At 67.7% G+C, this 22,609-nt stretch carries 31 protein-coding genes and 1 pseudogene; 13 read left to right on the top strand and 19 right to left on the bottom strand.

The window, feature by feature from the left end; genetic code table 11:
- Positions 1 to 39: 39 nt before the first annotated feature.
- The 10 genes and pseudogenes from ACIQU6_RS28025 to ACIQU6_RS27980 all read right to left on the bottom strand — a co-directional run bounded on the left by ACIQU6_RS28025 (position 40) and on the right by ACIQU6_RS27980 (position 6,248).
- Entirely contained in the window at positions 40 to 834 is a 795-nt protein-coding gene (locus tag ACIQU6_RS28025; protein ID WP_403484455.1) for a hypothetical protein, read from the bottom strand.
- Between the two features lie 461 nt (positions 835 to 1,295).
- Positions 1,296 to 1,615, bottom strand: a pseudogene (locus ACIQU6_RS28020) (type II secretion system F domain-containing protein); the annotation flags it as partial.
- A 78-nt stretch (positions 1,616 to 1,693) separates the two neighbouring features.
- Positions 1,694 to 2,539, bottom strand: a complete 846-nt coding sequence (locus tag ACIQU6_RS28015) for a hypothetical protein (protein ID WP_403484454.1) — start codon at positions 2,537 to 2,539, stop codon at positions 1,694 to 1,696.
- A gap of 89 nt (positions 2,540 to 2,628) precedes the next feature.
- Positions 2,629 to 3,498 (bottom strand): hypothetical protein, encoded by an 870-nt coding sequence (locus ACIQU6_RS28010; RefSeq protein WP_403484453.1) that lies wholly within the window; start codon positions 3,496 to 3,498, stop codon positions 2,629 to 2,631.
- A gap of 85 nt (positions 3,499 to 3,583) precedes the next feature.
- On the bottom strand, positions 3,584 to 4,093 hold the full coding sequence (locus ACIQU6_RS28005; RefSeq protein ID WP_403484452.1) for a hypothetical protein: 510 nt from the start codon (positions 4,091 to 4,093) through the stop codon (positions 3,584 to 3,586).
- Positions 4,094 to 4,156: 63 nt separating this feature from the next.
- Entirely contained in the window at positions 4,157 to 4,336 is a 180-nt protein-coding gene (locus ACIQU6_RS28000) for a hypothetical protein (RefSeq protein WP_403484451.1), read from the bottom strand.
- Positions 4,337 to 4,396: 60 nt separating this feature from the next.
- Positions 4,397 to 4,774 carry a hypothetical protein gene (locus ACIQU6_RS27995; protein ID WP_403484450.1) on the bottom strand — a complete coding sequence of 126 codons (378 nt, stop codon included), beginning with the start codon at positions 4,772 to 4,774 and terminating at the stop codon, positions 4,397 to 4,399.
- Between the two features lie 179 nt (positions 4,775 to 4,953).
- Entirely contained in the window at positions 4,954 to 5,184 is a 231-nt protein-coding gene (locus tag ACIQU6_RS27990; protein ID WP_403484449.1) for a hypothetical protein, read from the bottom strand.
- Complete coding sequence (locus tag ACIQU6_RS27985; protein WP_403484448.1) at positions 5,184 to 5,813, bottom strand: hypothetical protein; 630 nt, start codon at positions 5,811 to 5,813, stop codon at positions 5,184 to 5,186. The genes ACIQU6_RS27990 and ACIQU6_RS27985 overlap by 1 nt, the downstream gene beginning before the upstream one ends.
- Before the next feature lie 84 nt (positions 5,814 to 5,897).
- Positions 5,898 to 6,248, bottom strand: coding sequence for a hypothetical protein (locus ACIQU6_RS27980; RefSeq protein ID WP_403484447.1), 351 nt, complete (start codon positions 6,246 to 6,248; stop codon positions 5,898 to 5,900).
- Positions 6,249 to 6,518: 270 nt separating this feature from the next.
- Here ACIQU6_RS27980 and ACIQU6_RS27975 point away from each other — a divergent pair, with 270 nt between their 5' ends.
- The 10 genes from ACIQU6_RS27975 (at position 6,519) to ACIQU6_RS27930 (ending at position 12,619) form a co-directional block, all read left to right on the top strand.
- On the top strand, positions 6,519 to 6,938 hold the full coding sequence (locus tag ACIQU6_RS27975) for a hypothetical protein (RefSeq protein WP_403484446.1): 420 nt from the start codon (positions 6,519 to 6,521) through the stop codon (positions 6,936 to 6,938).
- An 87-nt stretch (positions 6,939 to 7,025) separates the two neighbouring features.
- On the top strand, positions 7,026 to 7,472 hold the full coding sequence (locus ACIQU6_RS27970) for a hypothetical protein (protein ID WP_403484445.1): 447 nt from the start codon (positions 7,026 to 7,028) through the stop codon (positions 7,470 to 7,472).
- A gap of 122 nt (positions 7,473 to 7,594) precedes the next feature.
- Entirely contained in the window at positions 7,595 to 7,936 is a 342-nt protein-coding gene (locus tag ACIQU6_RS27965; RefSeq protein ID WP_403484444.1) for a hypothetical protein, read from the top strand.
- A gap of 128 nt (positions 7,937 to 8,064) precedes the next feature.
- Positions 8,065 to 8,619 carry a hypothetical protein gene (locus ACIQU6_RS27960; RefSeq protein WP_403484443.1) on the top strand — a complete coding sequence of 185 codons (555 nt, stop codon included), beginning with the start codon at positions 8,065 to 8,067 and terminating at the stop codon, positions 8,617 to 8,619.
- Between the two features lie 176 nt (positions 8,620 to 8,795).
- Positions 8,796 to 9,359 carry a hypothetical protein gene (locus ACIQU6_RS27955; protein WP_403484442.1) on the top strand — a complete coding sequence of 188 codons (564 nt, stop codon included), beginning with the start codon at positions 8,796 to 8,798 and terminating at the stop codon, positions 9,357 to 9,359.
- A 417-nt stretch (positions 9,360 to 9,776) separates the two neighbouring features.
- Positions 9,777 to 10,271 carry a hypothetical protein gene (locus ACIQU6_RS27950; RefSeq protein ID WP_403484441.1) on the top strand — a complete coding sequence of 165 codons (495 nt, stop codon included), beginning with the start codon at positions 9,777 to 9,779 and terminating at the stop codon, positions 10,269 to 10,271.
- A gap of 96 nt (positions 10,272 to 10,367) precedes the next feature.
- Complete coding sequence (locus tag ACIQU6_RS27945) at positions 10,368 to 10,997, top strand: hypothetical protein (protein WP_403484440.1); 630 nt, start codon at positions 10,368 to 10,370, stop codon at positions 10,995 to 10,997.
- A 79-nt stretch (positions 10,998 to 11,076) separates the two neighbouring features.
- Positions 11,077 to 11,484 carry a hypothetical protein gene (locus ACIQU6_RS27940; protein ID WP_403484439.1) on the top strand — a complete coding sequence of 136 codons (408 nt, stop codon included), beginning with the start codon at positions 11,077 to 11,079 and terminating at the stop codon, positions 11,482 to 11,484.
- 252 nt (positions 11,485 to 11,736) lie between these two features.
- On the top strand, positions 11,737 to 12,045 hold the full coding sequence (locus tag ACIQU6_RS27935; protein WP_403484438.1) for a hypothetical protein: 309 nt from the start codon (positions 11,737 to 11,739) through the stop codon (positions 12,043 to 12,045).
- Between the two features lie 28 nt (positions 12,046 to 12,073).
- Positions 12,074 to 12,619: a phosphoadenosine phosphosulfate reductase family protein gene (locus ACIQU6_RS27930; RefSeq protein WP_403484437.1), complete on the top strand. Its 546-nt coding sequence runs from the start codon at positions 12,074 to 12,076 to the stop codon at positions 12,617 to 12,619.
- Between the two features lie 90 nt (positions 12,620 to 12,709).
- Here the strand turns inward: ACIQU6_RS27930 and uppS are convergent, their stop codons facing one another.
- The 5 genes from uppS to ACIQU6_RS27905 are packed head-to-tail and all read right to left on the bottom strand — an operon-like array spanning position 12,710 to position 16,424.
- Complete coding sequence (uppS, locus tag ACIQU6_RS27925) at positions 12,710 to 13,429, bottom strand: polyprenyl diphosphate synthase (protein WP_403484436.1); 720 nt, start codon at positions 13,427 to 13,429, stop codon at positions 12,710 to 12,712.
- Positions 13,430 to 13,463: 34 nt separating this feature from the next.
- Positions 13,464 to 14,075, bottom strand: coding sequence for a phosphatase PAP2 family protein (locus ACIQU6_RS27920; protein WP_403484435.1), 612 nt, complete (start codon positions 14,073 to 14,075; stop codon positions 13,464 to 13,466).
- Complete coding sequence (locus ACIQU6_RS27915) at positions 14,072 to 15,328, bottom strand: MAB_1171c family putative transporter (RefSeq protein WP_403484434.1); 1,257 nt, start codon at positions 15,326 to 15,328, stop codon at positions 14,072 to 14,074. Before ACIQU6_RS27915 ends, ACIQU6_RS27920 begins: the two co-directional genes overlap by 4 nt.
- Before the next feature lie 30 nt (positions 15,329 to 15,358).
- Positions 15,359 to 15,895 carry a hypothetical protein gene (locus ACIQU6_RS27910; protein WP_403484433.1) on the bottom strand — a complete coding sequence of 179 codons (537 nt, stop codon included), beginning with the start codon at positions 15,893 to 15,895 and terminating at the stop codon, positions 15,359 to 15,361.
- 40 nt (positions 15,896 to 15,935) lie between these two features.
- Positions 15,936 to 16,424, bottom strand: coding sequence for a hypothetical protein (locus tag ACIQU6_RS27905; RefSeq protein ID WP_403484432.1), 489 nt, complete (start codon positions 16,422 to 16,424; stop codon positions 15,936 to 15,938).
- A gap of 358 nt (positions 16,425 to 16,782) precedes the next feature.
- Here ACIQU6_RS27905 and ACIQU6_RS27900 point away from each other — a divergent pair, with 358 nt between their 5' ends.
- Positions 16,783 to 17,262 (top strand): hypothetical protein, encoded by a 480-nt coding sequence (locus ACIQU6_RS27900; RefSeq protein ID WP_403484431.1) that lies wholly within the window; start codon positions 16,783 to 16,785, stop codon positions 17,260 to 17,262.
- Positions 17,263 to 17,593: 331 nt separating this feature from the next.
- Positions 17,594 to 18,133 carry a PH domain-containing protein gene (locus tag ACIQU6_RS27895; RefSeq protein WP_403484430.1) on the top strand — a complete coding sequence of 180 codons (540 nt, stop codon included), beginning with the start codon at positions 17,594 to 17,596 and terminating at the stop codon, positions 18,131 to 18,133.
- Between the two features lie 658 nt (positions 18,134 to 18,791).
- Here the strand turns inward: ACIQU6_RS27895 and ACIQU6_RS27890 are convergent.
- The 3 genes from ACIQU6_RS27890 to ACIQU6_RS27880 all read right to left on the bottom strand — a co-directional run bounded on the left by ACIQU6_RS27890 (position 18,792) and on the right by ACIQU6_RS27880 (position 20,629).
- Complete coding sequence (locus ACIQU6_RS27890) at positions 18,792 to 19,097, bottom strand: hypothetical protein (protein WP_403484429.1); 306 nt, start codon at positions 19,095 to 19,097, stop codon at positions 18,792 to 18,794.
- A 388-nt stretch (positions 19,098 to 19,485) separates the two neighbouring features.
- Complete coding sequence (locus tag ACIQU6_RS27885) at positions 19,486 to 19,641, bottom strand: hypothetical protein (protein ID WP_274911915.1); 156 nt, start codon at positions 19,639 to 19,641, stop codon at positions 19,486 to 19,488.
- 151 nt (positions 19,642 to 19,792) lie between these two features.
- The gene (locus ACIQU6_RS27880; RefSeq protein WP_403484428.1) at positions 19,793 to 20,629 is read right to left on the bottom strand and encodes an SGNH/GDSL hydrolase family protein; all 837 of its coding nucleotides are present in this window, start codon (positions 20,627 to 20,629) and stop codon (positions 19,793 to 19,795) included.
- A gap of 101 nt (positions 20,630 to 20,730) precedes the next feature.
- Here ACIQU6_RS27880 and ACIQU6_RS27875 point away from each other — a divergent pair, with 101 nt between their 5' ends.
- Positions 20,731 to 21,357 carry a TetR/AcrR family transcriptional regulator gene (locus ACIQU6_RS27875; RefSeq protein WP_403484427.1) on the top strand — a complete coding sequence of 209 codons (627 nt, stop codon included), beginning with the start codon at positions 20,731 to 20,733 and terminating at the stop codon, positions 21,355 to 21,357.
- On the opposite strand, the gene ACIQU6_RS27870 is transcribed toward ACIQU6_RS27875, so the two are convergent.
- Positions 21,329 to 22,579: an FAD-dependent oxidoreductase gene (locus tag ACIQU6_RS27870; RefSeq protein WP_403484426.1), complete on the bottom strand. Its 1,251-nt coding sequence runs from the start codon at positions 22,577 to 22,579 to the stop codon at positions 21,329 to 21,331. The genes ACIQU6_RS27875 and ACIQU6_RS27870 overlap by 29 nt on opposite strands.
- Positions 22,580 to 22,609 lie beyond the last annotated feature (30 nt).

Here is a 22,609-nt window from a genome sequence, read left to right as displayed (position 1 = left end):
TCGACTTCTTGAGGTGCCCGACAGCGTCTGATCGAACAGCTACATGCCCAGGCAGGTGAGAGCCGCGTTGCCGTACCACAAGGATATGGCCGCCGGGCACGCAGGCCCCGCGACATAGCAGGCCCCGGCGACGATCCCCTGGGCCCAGCCGGGAATCGAAAAGTCATCCAGGCATTTCTTAAGGTCGTCCCAGTAGCCCGCCTGCTGGATGTGACCACCCGAGGTGAAACCCGCCTGCAGAACGTGACCACCCGAGGTCACCTTCGGGACAGGGCCGGTCGCCGGGGCCGACGAGTCGTCACCCGATGCGCTCACGTGCTGCGTGAGGACGCCGTCCAGCCAAGCCGTCCACACCCCGGAGTTCGGTCCCGTGGGCTTGAACTGCGACTCGCCGCTGTGCAGCGCGCCGTCCTTGCCGATCTGCACCGTCAGACCGCTCGCGGAAAGCAGTCCCCCACCTTCGATGGGGATCGCAAGCGTCGTACCGTCCGGCCCGACGGCTGCGCGAGCGCGCTCAATCGACAGGTGCGCACCGTCAGGCAAGTGCGTCGCCAACTGGCCGGAGGCTATCTGGCCCTTCACCCGCGCCACCGCCTCGGCCTTGACCTTTGCGGGGGCCGCTACATGGTCCTTGCCGAACTGCTGTAACGCGTCCTTGAGGTTCTGCGCAGCCTTATCGTTCGAAGCCGCCTGGACCGCCGCAGCCGACTGTCCTACGACTGCAGACGTCGGCCCGGTGCCCGTCGGAGCACTCGCGCCGACTCCGCTTCCGACGGTGAGCACCATCGCCATCGCTACGCCCGCAGCCACCGTCGAGAATCCCGAGGCGACCACTGCAGCGACCGTCGGAACGCTCCACTTAGTTGTATTCACTGATTCTTCCCCCACTAATGCCTATTTCCACATGGTTACTTGCGATCGGCCGCACACGGAGCGAACCAATCAATTCGGTCAATCCGGAGCGCTCTCGGGAAGATGACAATGCGTCTCCAGGCGTAGGCCCTGAACGGCCCCGTCCCCTACTTCCCCCGTCCCCGGGCCGCTCGACATGATCACGTCGAGCGGCGGGGAGTGACGTTAGCTCCCCTTTCCGATAGATCCAAACGACCTACCGCTCATTTACGGACACATCCGACCTAGGTGCTGAAGGATCGCCAAATCCCTCGCCCATTCCAGCCAACTTCACTTCAAATCGCCATCGTGAAGTGGGCCCAAAAAGCTCGTGCCGTGGCCGGTCAACGACCTCCCCCGCTCTAGCGCGTGCGTTCCGCACCTCCGGGCCGCGCATCGCCGCCTCACCTCATGCCGTCACCCCCCAACAGCCCGCCCGCCAGCCCGATCAGCACCGGCGCCACCCCGAGGACGAGGAAGGCCGGCAGGAAGCACCCCGACAACAGGAGGGTGACCAACACCCCCGCTCGTCGGCCTGTGCGACCGCGGCCCGGCCCCACTCGGCACGCAGTTCGGCCGCGACCCGCAGGGCCGGCTCCACGGCCGGGGCCCCCGATATCCCCGCGCGCTCCATGCAGCGCGCCAGCGCCCCGGCTCCCGGGAGCTCCGCCAACCCCGCCCATACGACGGCGGGTTCGCCGCCCAGGCACAGTGCCACCGCGAGGCAGGCCACCAACAGCTCATACGACGCAACGCACTGGCGGCGAAGAGTGTGCCCGGAAGTACCGGGCACACTCGGCGGTCAGCGGGCGAGGGAAGCGGCGAGCCGAATCAGGTGGTCGACGCCGACACTGTGCAACTCGGCGGTCACGGGCGTGGTGTCGCGGACCCGGGCGATCGGGTCGCCCGCCGCGGCCACGGAGCCGAACGGGCCGGTGCCCTCGCCGAACGTGAGCCCGTCGTCGTCGAGTTGGTCAACCGGAGTGAACTGCACCAGGTGAGCGGCCAGTCGGCGGCCCAGGCGCGTCCGGATGCCCCGCATGGGGAAACGGGGAGTGTGCTCGACGGGTGTCGGCAGGAAGTGCAGCAGCACCTGTTCCACTTCGGACACGGGCCCGGTGATGGACAGTTCGCACGCCGGGTTGCTGCCGACCAACGTCACGACGTAGCTGACTCCTTGGGCCTCCCACGTCAGCCGGTGACTGTTCGGCTGGGAGCCGGCGGCCTGGTGCGGGACTGCGCCGTGTGCACGCACCGCATTGCTGATCAGGCCGAGGTGCCGCAGCCGGGCCTTCTCAGCGTCCTTGGGGCGGTGGTCGGTTGCCGCGGCGGTGGCATCGTCCAGGCGCGGCAGGACGAGCCGTAGCACCTCGCGAGCGACCGACCAGGGGCCGACCCGGGCGACAGTGAGGTCCGGCTCGTACGGCTCGCGATCGTCGAGCTGCCAAGCGACCTCGGAGTGCCAGATGTTCTCCGCCAGGATCAGGGCGCCGGGCCGACCAATCTGGGTGAGGCGGACGGCAGGGCGGCCAGTCCACCAGGCCGAGTACGGCGCGGCCGTCCAGGCATGGCCGTCGCGGTGCGGAAGCAGGTTGGCAACGGGATGGGCGAGTGCCGGGGGAGCGGCGGCAAAAGCGGTCGTGGCCATCGGGGTTTCCTTCGGGTCTTCCGGCGTTGCTCTCGCCGGGGAGTGGACCGTGAGGAGGCGCTTTGTGTCGCCTCCTCACGGGAGGTGCGTTACTTCTTGTAGGCGCGGCTGGCGCAGGCGTCGGCATCGGACGCGGCGCAGCCGGGCGAACAAGCTGACGGGGAGATGCCGTTGATCAGGGCGCGGACGTTGTTGGTGCCCTGAGCGCGGCGCGGGCGGGCGCCGTTGCCGGGGATCACCTCGGCCCGCAGCACCTTTCCACTGGCCCGGCCCACCGTGATGGATCCGAACGTGCCGTGCGGGCCGGCGGAGTTGAGCACGATGCGTCGGGAGTTCCCCCGCGGGTGGCCCCAGGTGGGGCGCATCCCCTTGGTCTCGGCCAGCCGGATGATGCCGATGGAGTACGTGGTGAGCCCGTCCAGCTCGATGGCGGGCGCTGTGCCGGGAAGTGGCTCGGTGTCTGGCGGTGTCGTGGGGATGGTGGCGTTCGTGTGGTGGACGACTTCGGCGAGCTTGACCAAGTCGCGCTGAAGGGCGAGCGCGCTGGGGAGCCACGCGTAAGTGGCAGGCACGCTGCGGGCTTGTGCGAGTTGGGCGTGCACGGCGACGAGACGTTGCCGAAGGCTGACCTCCTCCTGGACGTGAGCGGGGGTACCCGGAGTGAGGGGAGAGGGCATCGGAAGCGGGCCGTTGGTCAACGGGGCGGTGATGTAGTCCACGAAGTTCGTGGGGAATCGCGTGCCCGGCTGAAGGAGCGCGATCTCGCTGGCGTCGTTCAGCGCCGCCTGCGCCTCCTGATGAGCGTTGCCGTCGAGTGCTTCGGCTGCGCGGTCAAGGTGGGACGCCATGAAGTAGAGCGCGGTGAGGGTGGCGGGCGGGGCGACCCGACCGCGGGCGACGCCGGCGGCGATGCGGGCGCGGAGCGCGGCCTGGGCCGCGCCGTTCATGGTGCTGCTCATGGGAGCGGGTCCTTCGGGTCTTGGGCCGGTTGCTCTCCGGCCGTCGGGTGGGGCGCACCTCGGGGTGCGCCCCTGGGCTGGTCGGTCAGTGCTGGGCGTCGGCGAGTTCGGCGTGCAGCGTGAGAGCGACACGGAACAGAGATGCCACCAGGGCCCGATCGCTGACGGGCGTGATCAGGCTGTGCACGGAGTTGAGCGCGGCGCGAAGGGCTACCTCGCGCTGCTTTGCTGGGGTGGGGTCGCCCTCAAGATCCTCAGGCTCGAACTGGCGGAGTTCGTCGCGGAACACGGGCTGTGTGACGTAGTCGGCAAGATCAGCGGGGTACCCGGCGCATGGGTGGTTCCGTGCAGTCTCCGCAGCATCGTGCAGCGCCAACCAGGCATCGGCGGGAATCGTGTTGGTGATCGTGACGCCGTTGATCCTGTTGGGCGGCTCTGTCTGGAAGGCGAGGGCGGCGGTGTCCAGACAGTCCGCGATGGTGAGCAACGTGGCTTGCTCGGGGTGGTTGGTGGCGCGGTCTCGGGCGATGTTCGCCAGGACGTAGGCGCGGTGGGCGGCGGCGACTGCGTTCGGAAGGACAACGGGGGTGGACATGGCGGTCTCCCAGGGGTCGGGCCGGGGCACGTTGGTGGTGTGCCCCGGCAGGCGTTAGGTCTGTCAGGCGGTGCTGCTGGGGCGGGTCTGGGCAGCGGAGGCGACGATCCACGCGGAGAGGCGGGCGACGGCGCGGCGGGTGTGGGTGGGGCACAGGAGGTAGCTGCACATGCCGTCGGTGACGAGATAGGCAGAGGTGTCGCGGCAGCGAGCGAAGCGGCAGGTGGTTTTGGTGAGGTTCATCGGGAGATCCGTTCGGGAGGGGTGGGCGGGGGCGCGGTCTGGGCGCGCCGCGGGTTTCCGTTAGGCGAGTGCGGCGCGGATGGCCTTGTACTCGGCCTTGCGTGGCTTGTAGTTGGCGACGATCAGGGCGACCTGTTCGGTGGTGTAGCGGTAGCCAGTCATGGCGCGGCGGGTGTGTCCGCCGAGGGTGCGGCGGATGCGGGTGGCGCGGCCGCGGATGCCTGCCTTGCGGGCCTGGGTGCGAAGGGCGTCAGCGGCTCCCGCGATGACGTGGGCCGGGGCGCCAGTGGCGATGATGTGGGTGGCGAGCGAGCGGGGGCCGGTGCGCACTCGGCGGGCGGCGGTTGCGGCGGCGCGGCGAGCGCGTGAGGCGGCGCGGTTGGCGCGGGCGCGGTTGCGGAGTATGTCGGCGGCACGGCGGTAGGCGGCAGAGGCCATGGGGGTCCCCTTCAATTTGGGTCTTGGCGTTGGCGGTTGCTCTCCACCAACACGAGAAATACTACAACGCGCGTCATTGAATGGCTAGCCAGCCAGGGGAAACCCGTCAACAGGCCCCACGTTGCGCCGATGTCGCCACCCATCACGGACGGGCATTGCCTCTCACGACGCGAGCTGTACTACTCGGCGACGTCAAACAACGTGTCAGCCTGCGGCGCCTGGCGCCGCACCGCCCGGGGCGGCGCCACCCGACGCACCGACACCTCATCACCGAACAGCGCAGCAGTGCCGTAGGCGTCCGGCGCGGCCGGCACCCGCACCTCGGCCCGCACGGCACGGTCGTCCACGAGGGCGAGTGGCGCAGCCGTGTCGAAGTCCGCGCGCCCCATCTGGCTCCAACTGCGACCCATCAGACGCCCTCCTCACCCTCGGAGTTCAGGTCAACGACGGTACGGACGCCATCGACTTCCACCTCCAGCACTGACGGCCAGGCGTCGGCGCCGTACGCCTGAAGCTGCTCGTACGCACGCCGCGCAGCCTCCTCGGGCGTTCTCGCCTCGAAATCGATTGACCACATCACGCGGAAGGTGCGCACCGGTGAATCGGCGGCGGCCGCCTTGGCGCGCGCCACAACGCCGTCCCGGATCACGGCTATTGGCTGGTTGCTTGTGACGATGAGGCACGGCTCGTCGCCTTCGGGGGGAGCCAAGCAGATGAACCGCCAGTCAGCGTCCGCAATGCGAGCGTGGTCGGCGAGCGTCCATGCGTCCAACTCCTCGCACTCCACGCACCCGTCGCACGGGCAGTCGCTCACAGCGCGCGGGTTAGCTACGAACGGCTCGGGGACGTGATCCGTAGCGCGGATGCCTGCCACGTCAGGGAATTGAGCGACCACGAGATCCCCGGACTGCACCTGGCAGGCGCGGACGGCCGCGGCACCGTCAACGGTGAGCTTGTACGGCAAGGGCCCGAAGTCGGCACTCGCCGGCCGATCAGGGAAGAGGACTTCGGAGCCGTCGGGGAGCGTAAGAGTGCGCATGGCAAATCTTTCGAGTCGGAGTGAAGAGCGCAGGGGGGAGCGAAGTCGGGGCGTGGCGGCGTGCGTGCCCCGACTGGCGGCAGGTCAGCGGTCGGCAGCGGTGCGAGCGCTGCGGCTCCAGCCGCTTGCGCCCCCTTCTGTGTGGCCATCACGGTTGTTGTCCCGGAGATCTGACTGCCCGTCGGTCCAGCCGTCGTTGTAGGCAGTCACGACTGCGGCATTCGGATCGGACCCCGTGCAGGAACCGAAAACACCAGGGGTGCCGCGCCATTCGAGGCTGACGGAGCAGCCGGGCGTACCGAACACAACTCCCGCGTGCTCGCCGTCGTAGACGCTCCCGAAAGCCGTCAACGTGCCAATGGCGGCCGCAGTCAACCCGGTGGCGAGCAGCGCGATGGGGCGGGGGCGACGGGCGAGAAGGCGCGGTATGCGCATGGCAAGTCCCTTTCGGAATGGGTCTGTTGGTGCCCGGTTGCTCTCCGGGCCGGTGGTGCGATCTGCACGCTACACACCCCAAACCTGAAAGTGCAACACGCGTCGCTCGCGGTCTCATTGACTGGCATGTAAGGGCAGGTCAGATGACATTTCCGCGATCTAATTTCCAAAATTGTGACGCGTGCTGTAGTGTTTTTGGTGTTGGTGGAACACCCACCGCAACCGCCCGGAGAGCAACCGGGCGCAAGACCCAACTCGAAAGGCACATCCATGCCCGTCACTCTGAACAAGATCCCCCGCAGCTTCACCGTCCTCATGCGAGACGGCGTCGTGCACGCGGTCCTCTTCACCCCCGCAACCCAGGAAGACCGAACCGCCCTCTATCTCGAAATGTCCTGGGGCGAGTGCATGGACGTCTTCGAGGTCACTGCCATCGACCGCTACGACGCTCATATATGCGCCCTCAACACCCACGGGCGCGAAACCGTCATCGACAACTACATGCACCGCCACGGCGTCACCTACGGAGAGGCTCGCGCCTTCTATCACCAGGCACGCGCAGCGGCTCACGCCCTTACCCCCGAAGTCCGCGCTGCCGCGTTCAACCCTCTCCTCCAGCGCTGCTCACCTGTCTGGCACTTCGCCCTCATCGAGGCCATGCGCAACAACGGCGACCCGACCAACACCTGACCCATCCAGCCCCGCCCGCCCCGGCGGGCGGGGCTGCCCCTCGCCACCTCGGAGAGCAACCGAGGACATCCAAACCGGAGAGTTGCCATGACCGCCACCACCCCAACCCTCACCGTCGCCGACGTCACCGTGACCACCGACGCCGCAGGACGCCTGTACGCAGTCATCCCCAACACCGTCGCCCGCCTGCTCGCCATCGCCGCACGAGAAGGCATCAACCCCAACGCCCGCGGTATCGACTTCCAGTCGGTGGCACACCCGGCGAACTCCTGGGCGGCCACCACGGTCCGGACCATCTTCGAAGCGATCCTCGCTGCCCGCCCCGACGAAGCCAACAACGTCTGCTCTGGCCTGGGCCTCTACCGCCGATACGGCGGAGGAACCTTCTACGGCTTCATATGCGGCGAGGGCGCCTGGGACGCCGATGCCCGCTGGTGGCGCGACTACGACAACACCCACGACCTCCGCATCCGAGGCACAGCCACCATCGCCGCCAGCGACCGCGGCCACCTTGCAGGCACCTGCGCCTTCTAATAACCCACACCATCAACCACCCCACCCGGCGGTGCACCCACGTACCGAACCCACGCCGGCGCACTGCCCCCACCGCCCCACCGCTCGGAGAGCAACCGAGCCAACGAAAACGGACACGCCCCATGAAGACCCGCAACCCCAACGACGTCATCCTGTGCCAACGCTGCAAGAGACCTGAGCGCGACCACGCCACCAACACCCACCGCTTCACCATGTACGTCAGCCGCCCAACCAACTGGCGCATCTCCGTCGCATGGGAACGCCGCATGGGCTCCGCCACCTACCGCTTCGAGCTGGCCCCCGCCCGCAACCGCCCCGGGCGCAACGGCGGCGAACTCATCGTCACCCGCCACACCCGCGACGGCACGCAAACCATCCACACGTTCCGCATCCGAACCACGCGCGACTACATGGCGCTGCTGGAGCAGACAGGCAGAGTCGCCCCCCGCCACCCCAACCGCTGACACCGGGGAGCCCCGCCTCCACGACACTGACTGACTCCAAGGTCTACGCGCGTACGCGTGCGCGCGTAGAGACCGCTCAAAACGCTCATAACTCTCCCTCTTCATCGCCTGGACGGACTCCCTTCGCTATGCCTGTTTCGCTCAACAAAGTCACTCGGACGTTCACCGTCATCCATCTGCGCGGGGAGGTCATCCACGTCGTCCCGGCCCGTGCTGAATGGCAGCCGGACGGTTCCCTCGGGCCCTACGCTGCCGCGTGGCAAGACATGTTCGCTCGCTGCCTGAAAGCAACGACCGTCGAGGCCGTCGACCGGTGGTCGGCTGTGCTGGCGGCAGCCGAGGAGATCGGCCCATACATGACCGAGCGGGAATGGCGGACCGGCCGGATCGACCACTTCGCAGGCCACAACACATCAGCGAACCCGTCGCTTCTCATCCAGGAACGTGACGCCGTAATTGACGTCGTGTTGGCATCTGACTTCGTTCCGCACGTCGACCCGACTGGGCCCGTGATCGAGTGGGAGCAGGCGGCGGCCGAGGAGCGCCGGGAGTGGCTCGACAGGCAGCCGGATGGCGTTCTCCTGCGTCGGTACCGCCACGTCAGGCAGATCCACCCAGCAAGGATGCCGCCTATACGTACTCGATCAGCAGGTCCGGCCGGTACGCGTCCCGATAGCGATTGAGCTGCAGGCCAAGCATGCGGGCAGCACTTGGCACCTGCTCCAGGGGCAAGTCCCAACGAACCGAACGCGGTCGGGGATCGCGACTAGGCCCCTTCCGATGAATCGTCATGGCGTGTCGGTCGCCTATATTGAGGCGGCCGCTCCTAGCCATCTCGACCTCCTCCAGGAAAGTTCAGTTGACTCCGTATTCCCTCGCGTTCTACATGGACGTGGTCGCATCCGGAACCGTGCTCGGCGCCAAGCCAACGGATAGCCCCGACCAGGTCACCGCCATCCTCGGCCCCGACTTCGCCGAAAACCGCGTCTACGACGACAGCCTGTGCCGCGACTACGGAATGGTCGAGTTCTTCTGGCAACGGGAATCGCCGGACCATCCGTGGGAGGGCCACCACTTCACCGTGCACGTGCGTCAGCTCTCGTACTGGGGCGGCAGCCTGGTCAACAAAGCGATCCGAGATCGGTACGGCCGCTTCGACCGCCACCTCCGCTTCGACAAACTGGAAAGGCTGTTGGCCAAACGGGGAGTGCACATGGAGTACGTCCCGGACTGCAACGAACCGTCTCTCACCCTGCACTGGCAGCCCGCCTCCCAGGTATCCGTCATGGCATTGCGAGCCCACGAGAACGAGAGACGCCGACGATGGGACAAACGCATCGGCGACGTCTACGCCATCCACTCATCGGTAAGCGCCGACCAAGTCGCATGGAAGAAGGCACACTACGGCGGACAAGATACCTAGGGCGCTTCTGACGGATCTCCGCGGCGTCGCGGCGTCTGGCACGCACGCTCGCCGCGTTGCCGAAATGTCCCCATAGCTCCGCTATGAAGACATCCCGGCGCCTTGCGATCGCACGCACCAGACGCCGCTCCTTCCTCCACGGAGATCCGTCAGAAGCGCCCTAGGCCGCTGACTGCATCCCAGAACGTATCCAGTTTGCGCCGTAGAAGTGCGGGAAGTCGAACCCTTGCCTCAGTAGGTTGTGCAAGTCGCCCTCGGTGGACACTGCGGATACGCCAACGATCAACATGGTCCAGCGCTCTAACTGGGGCCGAATCGCGGACGATCAACTGGACATGGCGTGACGCGTGTTGTAGTATTTCTCGTGTTGGTGGAGAGCAACCACCAACGCCAAGACCCGAACGGAAGAGGACTGCCGTGCCTGCGTCTCCCGCTGCCAACCGCAAGAGCCCGACCCCCGCCCACCGTCGCGCGCTACTCGCCGCACTCGCCGAAGACAAGGGCCGCGTCCCCGCCGGCACCAACAGCCGCGTCAAGGACGCCATGCACCTTGCCCACTGGGTCACCGAAGTCACCAACACCGGCCGCGCCGCTGCAGGCGCCCGCTGGGCCGGATACGACGGCCCGACGTTCCTGTCCATCAACAGCCGCGGCCGCCGCGCGCTCCTCAATGACGCCGGCCGAACTGCGCTCCGAGAAGCCGGACCTGGTGGCCGTCTGCCCGAGGGCACTCCGCGGCGGATCACAAGGACGCTGCACCGCGACGGCCTGATCGAATACCGCAACCCCAACGGCACTGTGCACTCCACCGAAGGCGACGACGGCGTACGCGGCCCGCTGTACGTCCCGCACGTGACCGAACTGGGGCGCCGCCTGGTCTCAGGCTTCCCGCAGGTGCAGCGCATCGTCTAACACCCGTCTAGGCCGCGCCGCCCTGCGCAGGCGGCGCGGCCTATCCACACCTCGGCGGAGAGCAACCGCCATCAGGACCTAATCGAAAGGCAATCCATGTTCAACAGCACTGTGCTGGAGGCGCTTTCCGGCGTCGGAATCCCCGGCTATGTCGACGAGGAGGAGGGCCTTCTGGTCGCGCACCCCGCCAACGTCCCGCAGGACCGCGCACTTTACGGCGAACACGTTGTGGTGATTCCCCAAAACTGCGACGGGAGTGGCTACTACGCCGTGGCCTGGGGTCTCGATGGCCCCGGCTTCGAAGAGGTCGCCACCGTGTACGAAACGCCTGGAGATGACGTGAAACAGTGCGCCCAGGCCGTAGCTGAGTGGTTCACCGTGCCCCGTCCGACTGCTGGTGGGGTGTTCCTTGCCGCCCTCGCCCAGTGGGGCGTCAACGGGTACAGCGACGACGTGGGCATGACCTACGTCATTCCCCTGGACCCTGCCACCCCTGCAACGGACGTCTGCAACCGGCCGCACCTGTCCGTGGGGGACCGGTACCCGTCGATTGACCATGTCCCGGCCGCGCACACTGGATGGACAGTGTTCCTGCACGACGAATGCGGAGCGCCGGTCGGGGACGCGCTGTTCGTAAGCGGCGACGGTGGCCCGGTGAACTGCGGTGCCGACTCGAAGGCCGCCGCGGAGGTCATCGCCGACTACCTGACCAGCCCCTCACGCTGACGGCCCCCGGGGCGCGACGTTGACCGGTCCACCCCGGCACCTTCTTCCCCACCCAACACCCCGCGTGAGGAAACACACCATGCCCTCCAAGCCCCACACCAACCATGGCCCCAACCTGCCCGAGGCGGCCCTCTACCTCCCCGACCCGAACAACGCCGACTATCGCGACGTCGTCCTGCCAATCGGCAACCCTCACCCAGACGGCACCGTGACCGCGTACAGCGCCCGAGAGGGCCACAAGATACGAGTCCCGCTGACGGAACTCCGCCCACTCCCCGAGGTCGAGATGCAAGAGGGCGAGCCGACCGACTGGTGGCGCATCACCTCCAAAGACGGCCAGACCATCGCCCAAGTCCACGCAGGCGACTACACGGCCGCCCGACGGGCCGCCGAGGCGATACCGGCCGCCCGCGCAGCCTCCCGACGTGACGGTGGCCTGTTCTACCGACGCCTGTGCTCCACGGAACTGCCCAACGCCGGCCTGTAGCCAACTCCTAGCCGGGGCGCTACACGTGCCCCGGCCCCCTACCCCTCACCCACTGCACCAGTGCACCAGCTTGCCGAGGACACCATGGACGCCCAACTCGCCCTGTTCCCAAAGACACCCGCACCGAAGAAGCGCGCCCGCCGCGTCCACCCGTCCGTCCCAGACAGACCCTCCACAACCATTCCGACTGCTCTCCTGCGCCTCGCTGACTGGATACTCGTGAACTCCAGTGGAGGGAAAGACAGTCAGGCGATGGCCTCCCACGTCTGCGCCCTGGCAGCCAAGATCGGCGTACTCCACCGCGTTGTGATCGTCCATGCCGACCTGGGCGACATCGAGTGGGAGGGAACCCGCCAGCTCGCTGAGGAGCAAGCCCGACTCCTCGGAGTACGGTTTGAAGTGGTGAAGACCGAAGGCGGCGACATCCTGGCACGCACCGTCGCCCGCTTCCTCAAGCTCAAGACCAAGGCGGAGAAGGAAGCCAGAGAAGAGGGGCGCGACCCCGCCACAGCGAAGATCGCGCCGGCCTGGCCTTCAAGCTCGGCGAGATGGTGCCTCTGACCTCAAGAGAGGCCCAATCCGGAAGCTGATGACGCGCCTTGTCGCCGAACTCAGCTCACTGGGCCGGCCGGTGCGCATCCTCAACTGCCTGGGCCCACGGGCCGCGGAGTCTCCGCCGCGCGCGAAGCTCGCTACGGTGGAGATTGATCGGCCAGCTAGCAACGGCAAACGGCACGTGACGTCATGGCGACCGATCCATACCTGGACGGATGCTGAGGTATGGAAGGAAATCGGGCGCTCGGGCCTGCCGTACCACCAGGCGTACGACTGGGGCATGGGCAGACTGAGCTGCAGTTTCTGTGTCCTCGGTTGCGCGGCCGACACCGTATTGGCCGCCAGGCTTCGCCCGCGCAAGGCAGCCGAATACGTCGCCACGGAAGCCCAAGTTGGCGCCGACTTCAAGCACGGCTTGTCGATGAAGGCGATCGTCGAACGCGCGAAGGCGTTGGACGCCGAGCAGGGCAAGCTGCAACGCCCCGCGCGCGGAACGGCACTTGCCCGGTACATCGGCCGGAAGGCCACCCGCGAGTACCTGGAACGCCTCGACCGGGCCCGCTTCGCCTTGGCGGCCTGACTGTTCCCGACAGCCGGAGAGCAACCGGCCCGAAGACCCGAACCGAACGACCACGCGCTCCCTTGACCTTGGCCGCAGCCGGGGCCGAGGTCAGCGGCCGAAGGCGCGGGTCTGGGCGGCGTGAACGGTGAGGGCCTCGGTGAGGGCGGCCGCGTCGTAGTCGGGCCATAGCCGGTCATCGAAGTGAAGGGTCGCGTCGGCCGCTTGCCACAACAAGAAACCGGACAGACGACGCTCCCCAGACGTGCGGACGATGAGGTCGGGATTCGGGAGCCCGGCCGTGCTCAGGTACTGATCGACGGTCGGAGCGCCGAGCGGGGTGCGAGGAGGCACGACCATGGCCTGGTGCACGGCCTGGGCGATGTCGGCCTGTCCGTCGTAGCCGATCCCGAAGCAGACAGCCATGCCGGCGCCAGCGCGGTCCGCAGTGTCTCGCTCGGCACGCGCGATGACGTCCTTGAGGAACTGCGGTGCACGCGCCGGCATGATGGGGCCGCTGGAGAGGATTCGGACGGGACCAGTGGAGGCGGCGGCCGCGGTGTCGACCAGGTCGGCTATCACCTTGGCGAGGATGGCGACCTCCGCCGGATCCCGTTCGAAATTCCGGTCGGACATGAGATGGACCGTCGCCACCTCAACCCCCAGGGCCCGGCACTGCTCCAACACGTGGTGTACCGCGGCCGCCCCTTGAGAGAAGCCCTCCGCGACCGTGGCGTTATGAGCCTTGGCCCAGCGCCTATTTCCGTCAGCAATGAACGCTATGTGGCGGGGCGGAGCGACGTCGGCGAGTCCGCGAGCAGTGATCATCATGGCCGTGCTTCCTACAGGCAGAGGGGACGTAGCGTCACGCGCTCACCGCCGTGAAGACCAGGCCAGCGACCACAGCGCCAGCGACCGCGCCGGCGACGGTCTGCGCGGGGGTGTGGTCGCGGAGCGAGACGCGAGACCAGCCGATCACCGCGACAAGTGGGATGGCGAGCCACACCAGCGAGCCGTAGGTGACGGCGAGCATTGCCAAGGAACCAGCGGCGACCGACGTGTGGACGCTGATCTTCCAGAAGGCAGTGATAGGCAGCAGTGCGGCCAGCGTTGCGAGCATCGCGACGACCAGCGCAACCATGGCTGACGGCGCCTCGCGCCAGATCATGATGGCGATCCCCGTGGCAACGGACGCCATGATGACGGGAATGAGCAGCAGCCGGCGCTTGCGTTGGCCGACATGGCGATCGGCCCACATGCCCTTGCGCATTCCGAACTTGATGTAGGCGACAGGTATGGCAGCAGAGAAGAGGATCGCTTCCAGCGCCCAAAGGAGACCTGTCGCCCGGTTTTCCTGAGCAAGGCCGACGCCGAGGCTCACCAGGACGATGACGTTGCGCGGCTCCATGCCGTTGGTGATGAGACGAGCAGCACGGTGCTCGTCGGTGCGAGAGGCAGTCTGGACGGTGTCGGTCATGTGGTTCGTACTTCCTGAAGCGGCGCCTGGCCTGCCAGTTCGGTGGCGACTTCGACCAGGCGCTGGTCGGTGTGGTGATGAGCGACCCGGGCCAGCCAGACCGCATTGGCCAACAGGTCGTTCTGGAGGGAGAGGAGGGAGCCGGCCGGGTGCAGGGCGACAACGTCACCGTCAACGGCCTTGATACGGGCAACGCGCAGGCAGATCGCTTCACGAGCTGCACGGGCATCCGCACCGTGAAAGCCCTCGGCACGCGCAGCAGCGAGGGCTTGGTGATACAAGTCCCTACTAACCCACGGCAACAACTCGAAGGTGGCGTCAGAGATTTCCACCACGCGTTCGTCAAGGCGACCGTAGAGGTCACGCAGGCGCCTACGGTCGTCCTTCATCGACGTGCCGGCCTTGAAGTGCGCGCGGATCACATCAGGTGGGAGGACCGAGACGAGTTCCTGCCACAGAGGGCGCAGGGCGATCAGGCCGCGGCGGTAACGGATCGCACGCACGAGGATGTCGGCGGCGCGGACGGAGCTGCCGGCGATCACCAGGAGGATTGTCACGGCCTGGATGAGACTTCCACCGAGGTGGAACTGCGCTTCGGTGAGCGGGTACGTCCAGTCGGTCAGGCCGCAGATGAGGAACGTGAGTCGGTACGTCGGATAGAAGGCGCCCACACCGGCACCGGCGGCCATCAGCTGCATGCACAGCCGCAGCAGCCCATCGGTCCGGCGGGCCGCGGTCAGGCACAACAGCGTCGACAGCGACAGAGCAATGCCCATCGGCAACAGGTACATCGACAGGTGCAGCGTTCCAGCGAGGTTGCCGTACTGCGGTGTCGCAAAGTCCGTTGAGCCGTCAGGCGCCGTCAGCGAAAGAGCGGCGAAGGGGAACGTTGCAGCACCGGCAATGCCAGTGATGGCGTACAGCCCCATGCGGTGCCGCAGGGTCGTCCAGCGGCGCCAGGCAGGCTCCGGATCGCGCGGCGGGACCACCGTTTCCACCCAGCCCAGGAGCAGGAAGCAGGACAGCATCACCAGCAGATGCTTGGGCAGGATGGCCAGATCAGGAACGCCGGTCAGGGCAGTGATGCCGTGCTCAATGAAAGTCAGACGCAAGGTCGCCGCGACCGTGAGCGTCGTGAAGGTCCAAAAGATTGCCCACTGCCCCGGATTCGTGGGCCGGGCGTAGAGCCGGAAGGCCACCACCGCCCACAGCGGGACAGTGGTGAGCAGGTCGATTATGTCGTCTGTGGGCACAGTTGGTCTTCTAGCGGAAGTGGGTACGGGTTACAGGCTGTGGTGTAGCCGGTGGAGCAGAGGGTCAGCTCCGTACCGGGTGTCGCGCGCATGCTCGTCGGCCTTACGACGCAGCAGGAAGGCGAAACGCTCGGCCTCGTTCTCGATCTGCTGGTACGCCGGATCCTGGGAGCCGTCTTGAGACCGAGTGCGGCCGATGAGACAGCCGCTGAGGAAGTCGGCGCTGAGAAAGGCGAATTCCTCGGGTTCGGGAGCCTTGGGGCGGGCAGGAAGGACCACCGGCTCATGGCCGAGGAGGAAGTGCCCGACCTCGTGGGCGAGGCTATGGATCGCGGCAGCGCCGCTGAGTTCAGGGGCGATCCACATGGCGTCACCGTCGGCATCCGGGCGGGTGAGCCATAGCCCGTTGGCCCGTAGTCCCTCAATGGGGGGTTCCCCGCGAAGGAGCTCCAAGGGCTTGGGGTACATGGCCTGGACCGCGGTGAAGAGACTTTCGACGGTCAGGTCGTGTGGTAGGTCGATCCTGTTGAGGGCGCATCGGATCTGACTGTCGGGATGGTGGATCACCGGGACACCTTGGCAGAGGGGGAAGCGTCGGGCAGGTCAGCTAGCCGTCTGCCTCATGCTCCAGTCGTTCAAGTTCTTCGAGTTGTGAGACGTACCGAGCGGCGCGGGCTTGCCCCGCAGGGGAGAGACGTCGGGCCGCGCGAGCTAGTACCGCAACATCCGGAGCGTCTTGCTCCGCTTGTTGTTGTCGACGCTTAGCTTCGACGAAGCGTTGCGCCTCGGCCATGACTTTTTCGGCGATCTCGCTCGGGCTGCCTGTGATTTTGAAGGCGTCGAGAGGGACTTGGAAGAAGTCCGCGAGGACCGAGAGGTAGCGCTCGGTCGGGTTAGGGCCGCCCTCCTTGCGCAGTCGGCGGATGTACTCACCAGTGATCGTGCTGGCGCCGTGGCGCCTGTTGATCTCGTCGGCCACCTGTTGATTGGTGTACTCGACGTACCGGCCGGGACGTTCAGGGTCTTCGGGGGCGCACGCCTCGAACAACAGGTTCAGGCGCGCGGCGAAGGAATGCCGCAGGGTGGGTGGGGTCACGGTGGTGGGGGTCTTCCTTGGCGGGTTTTGGAACCATCACGCCCACCTTATCCTCCGATCCAACGATTGTTGGATACAGGTGGCGGTCTGCCACAGATGGTTTGACGAATCCCGTTCAACCCCGTTTCATGGTGATCAGGCCAATGCGCCATTACTGGCTGCTTAGGCTGTTTTACCCCTTGTGTCGTACTTGACGAGGAGCGTCGATCATCCATGCAACCGCCCACCTCCGCGCCCCCGCTCACCCCCGTCACTGCGCGAGAGTGTGTTGCTGTGCTCCTCCTGGTGCCAGGCTCCTCGCGCTCTCGTGTGTCGAACTAACATTCGATCACGAGTCATTCCACAGGACGGACAAGCCATGACGATCTCCGACGCCATGCCGATGCTCCTGGCCTCCGGCCTGCGATCGACCACGACCACACATCTAGAAGGCTCGGCCCCGCAGCAGGCTCTGGGACAGGAAACCTCGCTGGAGTTCAGGATCGGCCCCGAGCATGGCCCGACCGAGGTGCTGCGACGCGCCCGTAGATTCGCGGCGATGGTCCTGCCGGCATTGCTCGGCTCGGCGCCGGAGGCTGAGCCCCTGGGTGAGGCCGTCCTCGCTGTCCTCACAGAACTCGTCGACGTCACCGCGCGACACCGCGCCAGCGTTGACCTCGCCGGCCGCATCTCTTACGACGGCTCACATGCCTTGGTCTCCATCGGTGAAATGAACCGAATTCTTCCGGAGCCGCAGGAGGAGCCGGGCCTGTATCTAGTGCACCGAGTCGCCGAGGACCTTGGCCAGCACGAAGGGTTCGATGGGGGCTACGTGACCTGGGCCGCCATCCGCGCGTAGTTCCTTCTTTTTCATGTGAGTTCATAAGAGAGAAGGAGCTGGGGGCGCTTTTTCTGCCCCCCAGGTGTGTGAGAGGCCCGCCCGTTGGCGTTGTGGGTGCCACGGGCCCCTGTTCATGTAAATGAAGGCGGGCCCCATGCCGTGGGCTCCAGTGTCCGACGTGGAGGCGTGAGCGTTGCGCCCGCCCGGCTCCTCCCGCCCCGCGCCCCGGTGTCTTCCGGGATGACGCGGTGCGATTCCGGCCGGGGTCGCTTACGGCGCCTCCATCCAGGCGCCAACTTTGTCAGGGGTGGTGCGCTGTCGCAGTCCGGCTGGAGCATAGGGTGAAAGCGTGCAAACTATCGAATACCGTGCCGTGTCCCACGCGTGGCAGTGGGGTGCCGTGGCGTTCTTCGTCATCGGGGGGATCCTCCCGACGTGCTTTCTGTTCTTCGGTCTTGGCTGGGGCGGATACATCCACGGCTTCGGGCAGCCACGCAGCAGCGCAGCCGGGCAGTGGTCCTCCCTCTGTACCGGAGGATTGGTCATGCTGCCCGTCTCGCTCGTGGCTTATTACTTCACTGCCGGGCGGACATACGTCAGCGCCGAAGGTGTTCGGACCAGGACCCCGCTACGGCGGCGCTTCATACCCTGGCGCGACATCAGAAGCGTCTTTGTCGATGACGACACTCAAGTGTCATACCGCAAAGGCCGCCGTGGCTCCACGTACCGGATCAGGCTGGACCTGGTGAATGACACGTATGTCTATTTGCCAGCGCCCCTACGTGGGGAGTTTGATTCCGCCCTGGAATCGGTAAAGAGCGAGATCATTCACCGTTGGAAAGCAGCGAACGCTTCAGATCCGTCCGGTGGTCATGTAGTACGCGGCTGACGTAGATCAAGACAACTGCAAGGCTGTCACGTTCCAGCTGCATTTGCAGGGGAGAGTTCCATGCCCTGGTGCGGCAGCAACCGACGCTCCCGCCTTCCCGCGGACGGCCGGTCCGGCGCCTGTCCGTCCTGAAGCGGGATGGCTTCCAGCGCGTGGCCCTGCTGCGGGATACGGGGGCGCGGTGTTCGGCGCCAGCCACGGACGTGGACCACGTCGTTCCGGGCGACGATCACGCCCCGGCGGACCTGCAGGCGTTGTGCGGTTGGCGTCACGCGCGGAAGCCGTCCGCGGAGGGTGCGGCGGCTAGTCGAAGGCGGGTGTCCAGGCGGAGGCCAGCACAGCGGCATCCGGCAGAGTTGGGGTGAGGGTGCGCGGTATTGCGCAGCCCCTAATTCTGTGGGTTTGATCCGGACGCCCTCAGCTGTGTCAACGGCCATAGAGATGCCCAGGTAGGTGGCCGTGGGGTGTCCTTCGAGTGGTCATGCCGCATCAACGGTGTGCCGGTGAGGTTGTGCCGAGTATTCGCTCGGCCCAACGGGCCGGCGCCCCGGGGAAGGCTGACGGTACGGCACTCGACGTGCGTGACCGGGCGTATCACAGACTCCCGTTCATGGAGATGCGTGCGGGCGCGGGTCTAATAACCCTTGGCTATGGTCATTCACTCGATATCGGCCGCAAGTGCGTCGATAAGCCGCCGTAGGGCCAGGAGTGCATTGGCCGTTGCGTCCGCGCTGACTGAATCTCGGGACTCCAGCACCGTCGTTGCCGGGTTAAGGACGTTGATTAACCGTCCAGTGCGAACGGCTGGATGTACTTCGCGAAGTGCGGTACGGAAAGACTCCGGATACCAGTGCATGTGAGCTAGGCCCTCGGCAGGGGTGTACACCTCGGGGGCTGGATGCCGCTTTGCGTCCTCGTGGGCCGTGAGGAGTTCGGCGGCATCCCGGGCGAGCGCCTTGGCCATCGCGATTGTTATACCCCACCAACGACGACCACTGCCCGCCGTGACGGGACCGCACGCAGGTCACCAGCCGGCAGGCGTCGGCGGAAGCCTGTCTAAATGCCAGCCCGGTGTGTGGCGTCCTCGCCGTCAGCCACGGGCCTACGGCTGGCCGTAGCCTTAGTGGTGGGTGACACGGCGATGCCCCGCCGACGCCCTGTCGAGGACGACGGCGGGGCTCTAGATCACATAGGGAGGGGCTTAGGGAGGGGTGAACCTTGCCCCAAGCGCGTTCTCGCAGGTAGCAGCCGTCGCCTGCTTCTCCTGGCGGTTTGCGCAGGCCAGCGCCCCGGTCCCGGCTGTGCTTTCCTACAGGCGCGGGCCCGCGGAGGGCGCGCGCAGATCCAGGCCGTCAGTCCTCGTCGTCTTCCGCCCGGCGCTCGCCCTCCGCCTGGGACGGCTGGGTGCGCATCGTCTCGGGGTGCCGCGGCTCGTTGGGGTCCCTGTCCTCGTCCAGCCGCTCGCCCTCGGCCTGCGACGGAGTGGTGTACTCGTCGTACTGGCTCATGGCCGCCTCCGCACGAATCGGAACGGGTGCGTGCACATCGAGCGTAACGCCTGGCGGGGGTGCCGGCCCGGGCCCGTTCGCCGCGCGAGGGGCGCCCGGACGGCGCGCGGCGCCGCGGTCGCGCGGCAGGTGGCCCGCCAGTCCGCGCGGATCACGATCCGACCGGTCGCCAGCCCGTCACGGGGCCGGGGTTGGCGTGGTCCGTCGGCGATATCCAGAAGGGCCGGCCGAGTTCGGCGCTGAACTGGGCGCCCGTCCGGCCGTCCCCGGTGGAGCGTCCGGTGAGCCGGCGGCCGATCCACGGCACCAGGTGCGCGCGGGCGAACCGCAGGTCGGCGGCGCGCCGGTCGGCCCAGCGCGGCGGGACCGGGGGCGGCAGTGGTGCGTCCCAGTCCGACTCCGCCGGCAGGCCCAGGGCCTGCCAGACCGCCTCGGCGACCCGACGGTGCCCCTCGGCGTTCAGATGCAGCCGGTCCTCGGCCCACAGTCGCGGATCGGCCAGCGCCGCGGAGGAGTAGAGGTCGACGACCAGCGCGCCGTGCCGGGCGGCCAGTTCGTCGATCCGCGCGAACAGCCGCTCCATGCGCGGCCGGAAGCGCTCCAGTACCGGTCCGCGGCGGCCCGGGCTGCGCATCAGCACCAACTGCCCGCCGCCGCGCGCCAGTAGCTCCGCGCACTCCGTCAGCCGCGCGCAGACCCGCTCCACGTCGCACTGGGGGCGCAGCACGTCGTTGAGTCCGCCGACCAGCGTCACCAGGTCCGCGCCCATCGAGGCGGCCGGGCCGCACTGTTCGTCGGCGATCTGGTCGATGAGCTTGCCGCGCACCGCGAGGTTGGCGTACCGGAAGCCGGGCGCCCTGGTGGCCAGGCGGGCGGCGAGCAGGTCCGCCCAGCCCCGGTAGGAGCCGTCCGGGAGGTCGTCCGACATCCCCTCGGTGAAGCTGTCGCCGACCGCGACGAAGCTGTTGTATTGCGCATTCATCTCCATGGCGCGGTGATCCTATCCCGCGGTGTACGGTCGACAGCGGCCGGAGTGCCGGCCGCGAAGAGGCACCGCGAACAGGCGGCGAAGGCAGAGGTGGGCGTGGGATGAGTCCTCGGCGGAGCGCGGATCCCGAGGCGGCGACGTTCACCGAACGGGCCCGGCGGCAGCAGTTGATCGACTGCACCATCGAGCTGATCTCCACCCGCGGTTACCCGGCGACCTCGCTGTCGGCGATCGCCGAGCGGGCCGGCGTCTCCAAGGCCGCGGTGCTCTACCACTTCTCCTCGAAGGACAACCTCACCCGCGCGGCGCTGACCCAGGTGCTGGACCAGTTCGGCGGCTACGTCCGCGAGCGGGTGGAGCGGGCCGCCGACCCGCTGGCCGCCGTCGTCGCCTACGTGCACGCGATGATCGGCTACCAGCGGGACAACCGCCGCCAGGTCCGGGTGATCACCGAGATGCTGCTCGACGACCACGGCGGCACCCGGCTGAAGACGCCCGGCTCGCACGACACCTACGACCGCTGGCAGGGCCTCGCCACGCTGCTGGCGGAGGGCCAACGGGCCGGGGTGCTGCGGGAGTTCGACACCCGCACGGTGGCGCTGGCGATCGGCGGCGCGATCGACGGGCTGATCGGGCACTGGCTCGCCCACCCGGACCTCGATCTGGACGCCGCCGCCGCGGAGTTGGAGACCTTCACCCTCAACGCCGTGCTGCGCCCGGCCTCGTAGCGGCGCCCCGCGCGAAGTCCGGGGTCGGCTCGGGCCGGAAGCCGATGCCGCCGAGGTAGCCGGTGACGGTCCGCAGCGCCGGCACCCGCCGCAACAGCCGCATCGGCACCGGGAGTCGGTCCCCGCGCAGCGTGCCGTTCAGCGCGGAGCGGATCATGGCGTGCTCGCTCTGCTGGGACTTCTGCACCATCGCCATCGGCCACTCGCGCCGCCGCTGCACCCGGGCCAGGTCCTCGTCGCCGACCGTCCCGCGGCGCAGCGGCCCGGCCAGGATCCGGGCGGCGGCCACCGCGTCCTGGAGGGCGAGGTTGACGCCGACCCCGCCGACCGGCGACATGGTGTGCGCGGCGTCCCCGATGCACAGCAGGCCGGGCCGGTGCCAGCGCCGCAGCCGCCCGAACGTCACCTCCAGCAGCTTGACGTCGTCCCAGGAGCCGATGGTGGCGGTCACCTCGTCGTCCCAGCCGAACAGCGCGCCCAGCCGGTCCCGCAGCCACTGGACGTCGTGGCCGCGCATGGCGGCGTCCCGGCCCTTGCCGATGAGGTAGGACGTCTGGAAGTAGCTGCCGCGGTCCATGGTGACCGCGACCTGGCCGCCGCCGAACCGGGCGAAGACCCGACCCTCCTTGACGGCGTCGCTCGGGGCGTCCACCCGGATCTGCCAGACGTCCATCGGGACGTCGAGGTACTGCTGCCGCATCCCGGCCGCCGCCCGGATCGGCGAGTTCCGGCCGTCGCAGGCGAAGGTCAGGTCGGCGGCCAACTCCCCGGCGTCGCCGTGCTCGTCGACGTAGGTCACCCCGGTCACCCGGCCGTTCTCGGTGCGCAGTCCGGTGGCGGTGGTGCGCATCCGCAGGGTGAAGGCGGGCTCCTCGGCGGCGGCGCGGGCGATCAGGTCGAGGAAGTCCCACTGCGGGACCATGGCGAAGTACTTGTGCGGTCCGGGGATGCGCCGCATGTCGGCCATCACCACGGTGGTGTCGTCGACCTGGATCCGCATCTCCTCCAGCTTCGGGAACGGCAGCCGGGCGAACTCCGCGCCGAGGCCGAGGTCGTCGAGCAGGTTCAGAGTGGACGGGTGGACGGTGTCGCCGCGGAAGTCGCGGAGGAAGTCCCCGTGCTTCTCCAGGACGGTGACCTCGATGCCGGCTCTGGCCAGCAGCAGCCCGAGCATCATGCCGGCCGGGCCGCCGCCCACCACGCAGCATGTCGTGCGGTCCATGGTGTTGCCCCCTCGTCGCGTGCGCGTACG

Origin of the sequence: Streptomyces sp. NPDC090442, assembly GCF_044769405.1 — a bacterium.
In the GTDB taxonomy this organism is placed as follows: Bacteria; Actinomycetota; Actinomycetes; order Streptomycetales; family Streptomycetaceae; genus Streptomyces.
This window is presented reverse-complemented; position numbering and strand designations above follow the sequence as displayed.